The organism is Streptomyces sp. NPDC093109 (genome assembly GCF_040701725.1).
Taxonomy (GTDB): Bacteria; Actinomycetota; Actinomycetes; order Streptomycetales; family Streptomycetaceae; genus Streptomyces.
The window spans coordinates 1-11,625 of the sequence record NZ_JBFBEZ010000002.1; the positions used below are offsets into that span (position 1 = coordinate 1).

Annotated in this window: 12 protein-coding genes and 2 rRNA genes; 11 read left to right on the forward strand and 3 right to left on the reverse strand. The window is 69.6% G+C overall.

The features are described 5' to 3' along the window. The 10 genes from AB0389_RS02375 to AB0389_RS02420 form a co-directional block, all read left to right on the forward strand. A 23S ribosomal RNA gene (locus AB0389_RS02375) occupies positions 1-74 on the forward strand; the annotation flags it as partial. Positions 75-154: 80 nt separating this feature from the next. Further along, positions 155-271 (forward strand): 5S ribosomal RNA (gene rrf, locus AB0389_RS02380). A 66-nt stretch (positions 272-337) separates the two neighbouring features. Further along, the gene (locus AB0389_RS02385; protein ID WP_366393445.1) at positions 338-994 is read left to right on the forward strand and encodes an HAD family hydrolase; all 657 of its coding nucleotides are present in this window, start codon (positions 338-340) and stop codon (positions 992-994) included. 43 nt (positions 995-1,037) lie between these two features. Continuing rightward, entirely contained in the window at positions 1,038-2,285 is a 1,248-nt protein-coding gene (locus AB0389_RS02390) for an MFS transporter (protein WP_366393446.1), read from the forward strand. Continuing rightward, positions 2,254-3,426: an acetoin utilization protein AcuC gene (locus tag AB0389_RS02395; protein ID WP_366393447.1), complete on the forward strand. Its 1,173-nt coding sequence runs from the start codon at positions 2,254-2,256 to the stop codon at positions 3,424-3,426. Before AB0389_RS02390 ends, AB0389_RS02395 begins: the two co-directional genes overlap by 32 nt. 146 nt (positions 3,427-3,572) lie before the next feature. Next, positions 3,573-4,388: a phosphatase gene (locus AB0389_RS02400; protein WP_366393448.1), complete on the forward strand. Its 816-nt coding sequence runs from the start codon at positions 3,573-3,575 to the stop codon at positions 4,386-4,388. 128 nt (positions 4,389-4,516) lie between these two features. Continuing rightward, positions 4,517-4,729 (forward strand): helix-turn-helix domain-containing protein, encoded by a 213-nt coding sequence (locus AB0389_RS02405; RefSeq protein ID WP_162793810.1) that lies wholly within the window; start codon positions 4,517-4,519, stop codon positions 4,727-4,729. 110 nt (positions 4,730-4,839) lie between these two features. Beyond that, positions 4,840-4,938: an AURKAIP1/COX24 domain-containing protein gene (locus AB0389_RS02410; protein WP_003948845.1), complete on the forward strand. Its 99-nt coding sequence runs from the start codon at positions 4,840-4,842 to the stop codon at positions 4,936-4,938. A gap of 174 nt (positions 4,939-5,112) precedes the next feature. Continuing rightward, positions 5,113-6,204, forward strand: coding sequence for an NAD-dependent epimerase/dehydratase family protein (locus AB0389_RS02415; protein ID WP_366393449.1), 1,092 nt, complete (start codon positions 5,113-5,115; stop codon positions 6,202-6,204). Beyond that, the gene (locus AB0389_RS02420) at positions 6,197-7,240 is read left to right on the forward strand and encodes a lysophospholipid acyltransferase family protein (protein ID WP_366393450.1); all 1,044 of its coding nucleotides are present in this window, start codon (positions 6,197-6,199) and stop codon (positions 7,238-7,240) included. Before AB0389_RS02415 ends, AB0389_RS02420 begins: the two co-directional genes overlap by 8 nt. Positions 7,241-7,331: 91 nt before the next feature. Here AB0389_RS02420 and AB0389_RS02425 read toward each other — a convergent pair whose 3' ends face one another. The 3 genes from AB0389_RS02425 to AB0389_RS02435 form a co-directional block, all read right to left on the reverse strand. After that, complete coding sequence (locus AB0389_RS02425; RefSeq protein ID WP_366393451.1) at positions 7,332-8,567, reverse strand: DUF5667 domain-containing protein; 1,236 nt, start codon at positions 8,565-8,567, stop codon at positions 7,332-7,334. Between the two features lie 257 nt (positions 8,568-8,824). Next, the gene (locus AB0389_RS02430) at positions 8,825-9,622 is read right to left on the reverse strand and encodes an ECF subfamily RNA polymerase sigma factor, BldN family (protein WP_366393452.1); all 798 of its coding nucleotides are present in this window, start codon (positions 9,620-9,622) and stop codon (positions 8,825-8,827) included. A 317-nt stretch (positions 9,623-9,939) separates the two neighbouring features. Then, positions 9,940-10,887, reverse strand: coding sequence for an HAD-IB family hydrolase (locus AB0389_RS02435; RefSeq protein WP_366393453.1), 948 nt, complete (start codon positions 10,885-10,887; stop codon positions 9,940-9,942). Between the two features lie 160 nt (positions 10,888-11,047). Between AB0389_RS02435 and AB0389_RS02440 the strand changes: the two genes are divergently transcribed. Next, positions 11,048-11,326, forward strand: a complete 279-nt coding sequence (locus AB0389_RS02440; protein WP_366393454.1) for a glutaredoxin family protein — start codon at positions 11,048-11,050, stop codon at positions 11,324-11,326. Positions 11,327-11,625: the final 299 nt, after the last annotated feature.

An 11,625-nucleotide genomic window follows, 5' to 3' on the forward strand; every position in this document is an offset into this window, starting at 1 on the left:
GGTTGATAGGCCAGATGTGGAAGACCGGTAACGGTTGGAGCTGACTGGTACTAATAGGCCGAGGGCTTGTCCTCAGTTGCTCGCGTCCACTGTGTTAGTTCTGAAGTAACGAACAGCCGTGTTGTCTTCCAGCTGTTGGATATCTTCATAGTGTTTCGGTGGTCATTGCGTGAGGGAAACGCCCGGTTACATTCCGAACCCGGAAGCTAAGCCTCACAGCGCCGATGGTACTGCAGGGGGGACCCTGTGGGAGAGTAGGACGCCGCCGAACAATTATTGTGGGAATGCCCCGCACCAGGTATCTGGTGCGGGGCATTTTTGCGTTTAGGGTCGATGTATGCGCTACGAACTGATCATCTTTGACAACGACGGTGTGCTGGTCGACAGCGAGCCGATCTCCAACACGATCCTCGCCGCCTATCTCACCGAGCTGGGCCACCCCACCACCTACGAGCAGTGCCTGCACGACTACATGGGCGGCGCCGTCCACCGGATCCATGACCTCGTGCGCGAGCGGACCGGTCAGGCGCTCCCGGCCGACTTCGACGATGTGCTCCACACCCGGATCTTCGCCGCCTTCGAACGCGAGCTGCTGCCGGTGGACGGCGCGGTCGCCGTGGTGGAGAAGCTCGCCGCCGACGGGGTGCCGTACTGCGTGGCGTCGTCCGGGAGCCACGAGCGGATCCGGGTGGGGCACCGGAGGACCGGGCTCGACCGGTGGTTCGGGGACAGCATCATCTACAGCGCCCAGGACGTCGGGCGGGGCAAGCCGGCGCCCGACCTCTTCCTCCACGCCGCCGAGCGGATGGGGGTCGCCCCCAGCGCCTGTGCCGTCGTCGAGGACAGCCCGCACGGAGTCACCGCCGCCAGGGCCGCCGGCATGGACGTCTACGCGTTCACCGCGATGACCCCCGCCGAGAAACTGTCCGGGGCGACCGCGCTCTTCTCCCACATGTCCGAACTTCCCGGGCTTCTCCACGGATCCGGGGCCTGATCCATCTACCCATGGGTAGCGCGGGGTCCTACGCTGTCCGGCCATGACAGATGCGCGTTTGCGGCACGGCCGGGTCTCTCTGGCGCTCAGCTTTTTCGTTCAGGGAGTGACGTTCGCGCTCCTGGTGACCCGTATCCCCGCCATCCAGGACCGGTACGGGATATCCGACGGAATGCTTCCTCTCTTCCTCGCCGCTGTGCCGGTCCTCGCCGGGGTGGGGAGCGTGCTCAGCGAGAAGCTGGTGGCGCGGGTGTGGCCGGGGACGCTGCTGCGCTGGTCGCAGCCCGTCGTCCTGCTGGCGCTCCTCGGCGTGGGGGCCGGGGACGCGGTCTGGCAACTGTGGCTGTCGCTGGCGATGTTCGGCCTCGGGGTCGGCACGCTCGACGCGTCCATGAACATGCTCGGCGTGAGCCTTCAGCGGGCGTACGGGCGCAGCATCATCCTCGGGTTCCATGCCGCGTTCAGCCTGGGCGGCATCGCCGGGGCCTCGTTGGCCTGGGTGGGGGCGCACTGGCACCTGGCGCTGGTCGTGTCGTACCTCCCGGTGGTCGTGGTGCTGCTGCCCGCCGCGCTGCTCGGGAGCCGCTGGTACGCGGATGTGCGTCAGGAGACGGGTGCGGCGGGGGGTGTCGGTAGTGCCGGTAGTGGTGAGGGTGACAGTGGGGGTGGGGGGACGCCCGTCGCGTTCAAGTTCCTGCTGCCGCTCTGTCTCGTCATGGCGTTCGCGTACATCGGCGACTCCACGGTGTCGAACTGGAGCGCCAAGTACCTTCAGGACGTCCTCGGGGGTTCGGAGGAGCTGGCGACCGTGCCGTACAACGCCTATATGGTGACGACCTTGCTGGGACGCGCGGTCGGGGATCTCGGGGTGCGGCGGTTCGGGCCTGTGGCGGTGGTGCGGTGCGGGGCGCTGCTGGCGGGGGCCGGGTTCGCCGTGGTGGCGGTGGCGCCGGGCGCGTGGGTGGGTATCGCCGGCTTCACGATGCTGGGGCTCGGGCTCTGTGTGATCGTGCCGCAGACCTTCGCCGCCGCCGGGCGGCTCGCCTCGGGGGAGCGCGGTGCGGCGGCGAGCGACGCGGCGGTCGCCCGGCTCAACGTCTTCAACTACGTCGGATTCCTGGTCGGTTCGCCGCTGGTGGGGGCGCTCGGGGACGCGTGGAGCTATCGGGGCGCGATGCTCGTACCGATGGTAATGGTGCTGGTGACTCTCGTGTATGCCCGCTCGTTCGGCGTGGAGCCGGACCGATACGGTGGCGGGCATGAGCGGCCACGCGCGGTTGATGTGGGATGACGCGGTTACGGGATACGACTTCGGCGCCGGCCATCCGATGGATCCGGTACGGCTGACGTTGACGATGGGGCTGGTGCGGGCCTGCGGGCTCGACCGGGTGGTGGACGTGGTCGCGGCGCCGCCCGCCGGCGGTTCGACGCTGCGGCTCGTACACCACCAGGACTATGTGGAGGCGGTACGGCGGGCCTCGCGGGATCCGCGTGGTGCCGATGGGGCGTACGGCCTGGGTACGTTGGACGATCCGGCGTTCGCGGGGATGCACGAGGCGTCGGCGCTGATCGCCGGGCAGTCGGTCGGCGCCGCCGAGGCCGTGTGGCGCGGCGAGAGCGCGCACGCGGTGAACTTCGCCGGCGGTCTGCACCACGCGATGCCGGGCTCGGCGGCCGGGTTCTGCGTCTACAACGACGCGGCGCTGGCCGTGGCGCGGCTGCTGGAGCTGGGCGCGGAGCGCGTCGCGTACGTCGATGTGGACGTGCACCACGGGGACGGTGTCCAGGCGGCGTTCTGGGACGATCCGCGCGTTCTGACGATCTCGCTGCACGAGCATCCGCGGACGCTCTTCCCGGGGACCGGGTGGCCGGAGGAGACCGGGGCGGGGGCGGGGGAGGGTGGCGCGGTGAATGTGGCGCTGCCGGCCGGGACGGGGGACGAGGGCTGGCTGCGGGCGTTCCACGCGGTGGTGCCCGAGCTGCTGGCGGACTTCCGGCCGCAGGTGCTGGTGACGCAGCACGGCGCGGACACGCACTTCGAGGATCCGCTGGCGCATCTGGCGGTGTCGCTCGACGCGCAGCGGGCGGTGCAGGAGTCCTGCCACGAGCTGGCGCACACGTATGCGGACGGCGGGCGGTGGGTCGCGCTCGGCGGGGGCGGGTACGCGGTCGTGGATGTGGTGCCGAGGTCCTGGACGCATCTGGTGGGCATCGCGGCGCACGCGCCGGTGGATCCGGAGTCGCTGGTGCCGGCGGACTGGCGGGCCGAGGTGTACGCGCGGACGCGGCAGCCGGGGCCGGGGCGGATGACGGACGGGCGGACGCCGCGGTGGGCGTCGTGGGATGCCGGGTACGATCCGGCGGACCGGCTGGACCAGGCGGTGCTGGCGACGCGGAAGGCCGTGTTCCCGCTGCGGGGGATGCTCGCGTAGACCGGCCGGCGGTCCGTCGGCCGGGCCGGCCATCGGGCGTCGGCCCGTACCGCCTCCGGCGTTGTTCGTTACGTTCGTTACGCCAACTGTGCGGTGTATTCGGGGTTCCGGCCCGGGTGGGTGGTGCGGGCGGCAGCATCGGCGGGGTGTTGAGCAAGGGAGCCCTGCGGGCGCATCTGCTGGCGGCCAGGCTGGCCGGTCCTGTGGCCACGTCGCGGGAGAAGAGCCTGCGCAGCTACCGTCTCTTCGCCGTGCGCGATCCCCGGGTGACGCTCGGACTCGATCCTGAATGGGCATGGGATGAGCGGGACTTGCTCAGGCTCATGGCAGACAAGTGCGGGGTTTCCGACGATTCCGATCATGTCTCGGGTCCTGATGTCATTGATCCCGAGCGGACGCTGAGCGCGCTGGACGCGTTCGCCGACCGGTTGGGGTGGGCCGCGGCGGGGCGGGTTCCGGTGCTGCTCGGGACGGGGCATCCGGATCGGCTGCTCGGGTTCTACGCAGGACTGGCAGACGCTTTGTCGGCGGCGGGATGTCTTGTCCTCACCCCCGCGCAGGGCCGATGTATCGACATAACGACCCGGTTCGGGGTACGTACGTGCAACCTTGACTACGTACGGGGAGTCGCGCTGGTGCGGGAACCCGGCGCGCGGAGTGCCGGGAGTGACACCGGCGCACATACCCACTCCCCGCTGCCGGTTCGGGTCGCTCTGGACGGTCTGGCGGCGAGTGGGGACCCCCTGCCGAAGCTGGTCGTCGGGGACCACGGATGGGTCTGCGGGGCAGGTCAGCTGGGTATCGAGGCCATCGGCCTGGCCGACACGGACGACCCCGCGCTGTTCGTCGGCGAGGCCGAGGGGCGGGTGTCGGTGGCGGTGCCGCTGGATGACGCGGCGCGTGCGGCCTACTACCGGCCGCTGGCGCGCTATGTACTCAATCGGGCGTGTCTGTCACAGTAGGCGGCCGAAGGCTGCTCCTCTTCCCCACTCGTATCACCCGCCCCTACTCTGGGTTGTGAGCGCACAGCGACGAAGAGTTACCGGAGGGGAAGCCGGTGGCCGTCGGGTGCGGAAGGTACAGGTGGATCATGGTTGCTGGCAGCGAGAGGCCTCTCAACGAGGTCAAGTTCCTTACCGTGGCGGAAGTCGCCTCGGTGATGCGAGTGTCGAAGATGACCGTGTACCGGTTGGTGCACAGCGGTCATCTGCCGGCGATCCGGGTGGGCAGGTCATTCCGGGTGCCGGAGCAAGCGGTTCACGAGTACCTCCGCGAGTCCTTTGTGGGGGTCCAGTCCGCCTAGGAGTTCCCTCGGATTACGTCCCTCACTCGGTGGCGGGTAGGCTAGGCCGACGTAGGTCGTGTGGGCCCAGACGCCCCGCACCGAGTGAAGAGAAGTGAGCGAGGGTAGTCGTGGGCTCTGTTATCAAAAAGCGGCGTAAGCGGATGGCCAAGAAGAAGCACCGCAAGCTGCTCAAGCGCACCCGCGTTCAGCGTCGCAACAAGAAGTAAGCGGCAGCTGTTCGTGCATTCGCGGCCCTTCCACCGAACCGGTGGGAGGGCCGCGGTGTTTTTCCGTGCCCTGCTGAACCGGGCTGTACGGTGACGCGGTACGCGGTGCGTGGAGTGCGACGGAGTGCGTTTTCCCGGCGGCAGAGGCAGCAGAGGCAGAGAAAGGCGCTGATCTTGGGCAAGGTCGTGCTCGTGACCGGAGCGGCCCGGCAGCTCGGAAGCCGTTTTGTGCGGCGTGTTCAACGCGCCGCCGGGGTGGAGAGGGTGATCGCGGTGGACGCGGTCCCTCCCGAGCACGATCTGGGCGGGGCGGAATTCGTGCGGGCCGACATCCGCCGGCCGGCCATCGCGCGGGTCCTGGCCGAGCACCGGGTCGATACCGTCGTCCATCTCGATGTGACGGGAATTCCGCTGGGTTCCGGGGGCCGGTCCACGGTCAAGGAGACCAATGTGATCGGCACGATGCAGCTGCTCGGCGCGTGCCAGAAATCGCCCGGTGTCCAGCGGCTGGTGGTCAAGTCCAGTACGGGCGTGTACGGCTCGGCGCCGCGCGACCCGGCCGTCTTCACCGAGACCACGCAGCCCAAGTCGCTGCCGAGCGGCGGCTTCGCCAAGGACGCGGTCGAGGTCGAGGGGTACGTACGGGGCTTCGCGCGGCGCCGGCCGGATGTGGCGGTCTGTGTGCTGCGCTTCGCCAATATCCTCGGGCCCGCGGCGGATTCCCCGCTCGCCGACTACTTCTCGCTGCCCGTGCTGCCGACGGTCCTCGGCTACGACCCGCGGCTCCAGTTCGTGCACGAGGACGATGTCCTCGATGTCCTGCTGCTCGCTTCGGACGAGCCGCGGCGCGGGACGCTGAACAGCGGGACGTTCAATGTCGCGGGCGAGGGGGTGCTGCTGCTGTCGCAGTGCGCACGGCGGCTGGGGCGGCCCACGGTGCCCGTCGTGCTGCCCGCCGTCACCTGGGTCGGGTCGGCGCTGCGGGCGGTCGGGGTGACGGACTTCGCGCCGGAGCAGATAAGGCTGCTGACCCATGGGCGGGTGGTCAGTACGGATCAGCTGCGCGAGACACTGGGCTTCACGCCCTCGTACTCGACGGCCGAGGCGTTCGCGGACTTCGTCCGGGGGCGGGGGGCGGGGCTGCTGCCGCCGGAGGCGGCGGCCGGCGCGGTCGACCGGCTCTCGGGTCTGGTCGCCCTCGCCGCCTCTGCCGCGTCCGGCACTTCCGCCCCCTCCGTCAGCAAGGAGCGCATCCGACATGGCTGATGCCAAGGTCCTCCCCTTCGGCGACGAACCGAGGCCGCGGCGCGGTGGCTCTGGTGGCGGCGGTGGCGGTGGCCGTCGTCAGTCCGGGCAGCACGGTCCGCATGCGAAGGACGCCGCCGGGAAGCGCCCGCTGGCGCCCGTACCGGAGCCGGAGGAGTCGGAGCCACAGCCGGAGGCGGCGGCCGGGCCCGGGGGCGGCGGCTGGGAGCGGCGGATCGCGGGCGGGCTGGCGTTTCTGCGCCGGCGGGTCACGGGGGACTACCGGGTCGACGAGTTCGGCTATGACGAGGAGCTGACCGATCAGGTCCTGATGTCGCTGATCCGGCCGCTGTACGAGAACTACTTCCGGGTCGAGGTGAAGGGCATCGAGAACATCCCGTCGGACGGCGGGGCGCTCGTGGTGGCCAACCACTCGGGGACGCTGCCGCTGGACGGGCTGATGATGCAGGTCGCCGTCCACGACCACCACCCGGCGGACCGGCATCTGCGGCTGCTGGCCGCGGATCTGGTGTTCATGCTGCCGGTGGTCAACGAGCTGGCGCGGAAGGCCGGGCACACCCTGGCGTGCGCGGAGGACGCGGAGCGGCTGCTGCTGCGCGGGGAGGTCGTCGGGGTGATGCCGGAGGGCTTCAAGGGCCTGGGCAAGCCGTTCGGCGAGCGGTACAAGCTGCAGCGCTTCGGCCGGGGCGGATTCGTCTCGACGGCGCTGCGGGCGGGGGTGCCGATCGTGCCGTGCTCGATCGTGGGCGCCGAGGAGATATACCCGATGGTCGGCAACGCGCGGACGCTGGCGCGGCTGCTGGGGGTGCCGTACTTCCCGCTCACGCCGACGTTTCCGTGGCTGGGTCCGCTGGGGGCGCTGCCGCTGCCGACGAAGTGGACGATCCAGTTCGGTGAACCGATCCCGACGGACGGGTATCCGCCGGAGGCGGCGGAGGATCCGATGCTGATGTTCAACCTGACCGATCAGGTGCGGGAGCAGATTCAGCACACGCTCTACAAGTTGCTGGTGCAGCGGCGGTCCGTGTTCTTCTGACCCGGAATGACCGACTGACCGGACATGGGTGATCGCCGGACGGGCTGTGGAGCCTGTCCGGCGATCGGTCGATCGGTGCGTGCGGGTTGGCCTAGTCGGCGTCTTCCGCCTTGATGCCCAGTCCGGGCAGCAGGTCGGGCAGGAGCGGCGGGATCGTGACGTTCGGTCCCGGGCGTTCGGAACTCTCCTTGCTGCTGTCGGACGGGGACGGGGTGGCGTTGCTCGGTGCCGGGTCGAGCAGGCCGCCCGCGCTGCCGAGGAGGCCTTCGTCGGACGGGCTGCCCGAGTCCTGGCCGGACGGCTTGGGGCCCTCGCTGGTGTGGGCGCTGGTGGTGGAGCCGTCCTCGTCGCTCGTGGCGGGTGTGGACGGCGTCGGGGAGGGCTCCGTACGGCTGGTGCCCGGGGAGTTCTCCGTGGCGCCGGGACGGGTGATGTCCTGGCGTTTTTCGGGCGCTCGTGGCAGGAGTGACTGGAGTGGCGCGATCTCTTGGTCTATGGCGTCGAACACCGAGCTGACCTCGTCGCCGACGTCCGTCAGCTGGAGGGGCAGCCGGTCGCGCAGTCCGTTCCACGACTGGCGGTGCGAGGCGGAGAACGAGGAGAGGGTGGCGATCGGGCCGATGGCGCCGTCCCGTTCGTATGCCTCGTGGAGGAGGCGGTGGCCCTCTGTCGCGTCGTGCTTCATCCCGCTCAGCGTGCGCCGGATCTCGGCCAGGGATTCGTGGTCGAGGGGGCCGGAGCGGCCCCGCTCCATGAGCCGGCGGGCTTCGCTGAGCCGGGTCGAGGCGTGGTCGAGATACAGCTCGCCGCGCGCGGACTCGTCACCCGCCAGGTTGAGCTTGATGTCCTCCATGCCGCGCTTCAGCCCGTACAGCGAATCACCTGGCAGGGCGTCGGAACTGGCAGCGGCGACTCCGCCGAACGCGCCCGCCGCCACACCCACCGTGAGTCCGCCGGCCGCGAGGCCCTTGGACCAGCGGGACCTCGGCCGCAGCTTGCGGAGCGGGGAGGCCCGGTGGGCGCCCTTGCCGGAGGTCCGCTGCTCGGGCACCGTAGGGCCCGAGGACACCCCCCCGGCGGCTCTGCCCTCCAGCAGCATGGCCTCCATGGCTGCCACGAGCTGTGCTCGCTGCACCCTTTTGACCTCGGGGTCCAGCGTGGGTTTCGGCATGTCGCCGAGACCACGCGCCAGGGCCAACAGCCGCCCCTGTTCGGCCGGTTCGACCGACTCGGCGGGCTGGTCCCCCGCCGCGCCCTGGACCGTCTGGTCGTCCAGGGACTGGGCGAAGGCGTTCGCCCGCCGGTGTGCCGAAACGTTCGCGATCACTGGCGGCACCTCCTCTCGTCATGACGATCGACTCCCCTGGGGGTCCGGAAGGTTGCACGCCTTGAGCGCCCCCACACGATGGAGTGAGTGGCCGCGGGCATGGCGTGACCGCAGGGAGCCTGCATCCCGCACAACGAGCGGCGCGGCACTTGGGTTACGCGCGGAGGATGATCGGACCAGTGCGTCATCGGGGCGTCACCGACTGTGAGTTGAGTCCCTGGAGGGGGCGGGCGGTACGGGGGCGGGGACGGGGGCGGTCAGCGGGCGTCCTCCGGGAGCAGCCGGGCGAGCGTACGGACGGCGCGGTACTGCAAGGTCTTGATCGCTCCTTCGTTCTTCTTCATGACCCGGGCGGTCTCGGCGACCGAGAGGCCCTGGAGGAAGCGCAGGGTGACGCACTCCTGCTGCTGGGGGTTGAGTTTCCGTACGGCTTCGAGCAGGGCCGCGTTGGAGAGGTGCTCCAGGACGGAGTCCTCCGGGCTGCGTTCGACCTCGTTGGCGTCGAGCATTTCGCCCGTGGTCACTTCGAGCCGGAAGCGGCTCGACTTGAAGTGGTCGGCGACCAGATTCCGGGCGATGGTGACCAGCCAGGCGCCGAAGTCGCGACCCTGATAGGTGAACGTGGAGATCCGGCGTAAGGCACGCAGGAACGTCTCGCTGGTGAGATCCTCCGCGGTCGCCTTTCCGCCCACGCGGTAGTAGATGTAGCGGTAGACGGTGTCGCTGTACTGGTCGTACAGCCGGCCGAAGGCTTCGGCCTCGCCGGCCTGGGCGCGTTCGACCAGTTCCATCATGCGGGCGCTGTCGCTGTCGGCGGCGGGTCGGCGGGGGGTGGTGGTCGAGGCGGCGGTGCTGTTTCGGCTTCCCCGTCTGCCGACCGCCGCACCGCCGTTCGCCAGGGCGTAACAAGGACCGATAGGGCCGCTCACGGCAGGGGCCGGTGCGGCGAAGGCGGGGACGGCGTACGCGGTGGGGACGAAGCCGCGCAAGTGGTCGAGGACCGTTGCGCGCAGCGTAGCCAGGCCCGAGGCGTCAACCCCGACGTGTGGGTACACGGGACTCCCAGAGGCAGAGCTTCCATCACGTGCAGTGCGGGACCGTTCACTCGTCGTAGCGACGGGTGGGGTCCGGTATGCGTCTGAGGAGAATAACGCTTCGTACAGGCAGCGCTACACCCAGTTGCTCAAATCATCGATTACGTCGCTTCCGTGACGCCTAAGCGGCGTATCTAGTCGCACATCGTGACCGTTTGCTGATCGGATTGCGTCAAGATCTGCTTGCTCTCGTGATGGGTTGTGGCTGAGTGACGACCTCGCCCCCGTACGGATGTCCGTACGGGGGCGAGGTGTGCGGTGCGGGGGTGACCCTGGGGTCAGCGGCGGCGGCGGTGGAGCGCCACGGCCGCGACGGTGCCGCCCGCGATGGCGCCGACGCCCGCGGCGGCGGGGATGCCGACCCTGGCCGCCTTGCGGCCGGTGCGGTAGTCGCGCAGCCGCCACTCCAGCCGGCGCGCGTGCTTGCGGAGCTTGGTGTCCGGGTTGATCGCGTACGGGTGGCCGACGAGCGAGAGCATCGGGATGTCGTTGTGCGAGTCGCTGTACGCGGCGCAGCGGTCGAGGTCGAAGCCCTCGGCCGCGGCCAGGGCGCGGACGGCCTCGGCCTTCGCGGGGCCGTGCAGCGGTTCGCCGACGAGCTTGCCGGTGTAGACGCCGTCGACCGATTCGGCGACGGTGCCGAGGGCGCCGGTCAGGCCGAGCCTGCGGGCGATGATCGTCGCGGTCTCGACGGGTGCGGCCGTCACCAGCCAGACCTGCTGGCCCGCGTCCAGGTGGGCCTGGGCGAGGGCGCGGGTGCCGGGCCAGATGCGGTCGGCCATGTACTCGTCGTAGATCTCCTCGCCGATGGACATCAGCTCGGAGACGCGGTGGCCCTTGACGATGGACAGGGCGCTGTCGCGGGCGTCCTGCATGTGCTCGGGGTCCTCGACCCCGGCGAGTCTGAACCAGGCCTGCTGCCAGGCGAACTTGGCGAGCTCGCGGCGCTGGAAGAACTTCCGCTTGTACAGGCCGCGGCCGAAGTGGAAGATCGAGGCGCCCTGCATGACGGTGTTGTCGAGGTCGAAGAAGGCGGCGGCGCGGTCGTCGCCGAAGACGGGGAAGTCCGGTACCTCGTGGGCGCCGGTCGTGGCGGTTCCGTCTTTTCGCCGGTCCGGTGATTCCTGCGTGGACTTCAGCCCGGCCTCGGCCGCGGCCTCGCCCGCCAGCACGCTCCGTGCTGTGGCGGAGCGCCTACGAGGAGTGAGCCATCCCAGTGCGGCCATAGCGCGAGCATAGCCAGTCTGTTCGGGGCTCATGGACGGGATGGGGCCGCGGAGGGGTGAACACTCGGCGGACGGTGTGTTAATCCGGTGATCATCTGGCCGGGGTGCCTCTGTGGACAACCGGCCGCTCAGGGCGGTGCGGGGGCGGAGAATGGCTCTCATGACTCCTCTGTTGCGGCGTACGACGAAGAAGAAGAGTAGCGACCGGGTGGTGACGCTTGTCTCCAAGCCGGGCTGCCATCTCTGTGACGACGCGCGTGCCGTCGTCGAGAAGGTGTGCTCGGAGACCGGTGCATCCTGGGAAGAGAAGGACATTTCCCAGGATGAGGCGCTGTACCGGGCGTACTGGGAGCAGATTCCGGTGGTGCTGGTCGACGGCGAGCAGCACACCTTCTGGCGCGTGGATCCCGATCGGCTCCGCCGGGAACTGGGGGGCTGAAGGGAAAGACGGTTACCATCGTGGGCGCTTTGCCGGTTTACCTCCGGTGATCACGGTCCGCGCCGCGTACGCGGTGGCGGGGGTCGTCGCCGGGCGTCCGGGGGTCGGTCCCGGAAAGTGCGGGAAGCGGTCTCGGGGGCGTATTCGTGAGGAGTGTGTGCGGTTTTGCCCCCTTCGTGTGTGCAACGGGCTGAAGCGGTGTCCGGTTCCGTGCTGGCCGGATCAAATCGCGTGACCCCGATCACTTTGCTCGGACAAAGCGGACACCATCTTTGTGCACGCGTTCACAAAGACATAGC

What these genes read in the sequence shown, in the direction of transcription:
- AB0389_RS02385 (WP_366393445.1), top strand. Translation starts at nt 338, where the DNA reads ATGCGCTACGAACTGATCATCTTTGACAACGACGGTGTGCTGGTCGAC.
- AB0389_RS02390 (WP_366393446.1), top strand. Translation starts at nt 1,038, where the DNA reads ATGACAGATGCGCGTTTGCGGCACGGCCGGGTCTCTCTGGCGCTCAGC.
- AB0389_RS02395 (WP_366393447.1), top strand. Translation starts at nt 2,254, where the DNA reads ATGAGCGGCCACGCGCGGTTGATGTGGGATGACGCGGTTACGGGATAC.
- AB0389_RS02405 (WP_162793810.1), top strand. Translation starts at nt 4,517, where the DNA reads ATGGTTGCTGGCAGCGAGAGGCCTCTCAACGAGGTCAAGTTCCTTACC.
- AB0389_RS02420 (WP_366393450.1), top strand. Translation starts at nt 6,197, where the DNA reads ATGGCTGATGCCAAGGTCCTCCCCTTCGGCGACGAACCGAGGCCGCGG.
- AB0389_RS02435 (WP_366393453.1), bottom strand. Translation starts at nt 10,887, where the DNA reads ATGGCCGCACTGGGATGGCTCACTCCTCGTAGGCGCTCCGCCACAGCA.
- AB0389_RS02440 (WP_366393454.1), top strand. Translation starts at nt 11,048, where the DNA reads ATGACTCCTCTGTTGCGGCGTACGACGAAGAAGAAGAGTAGCGACCGG.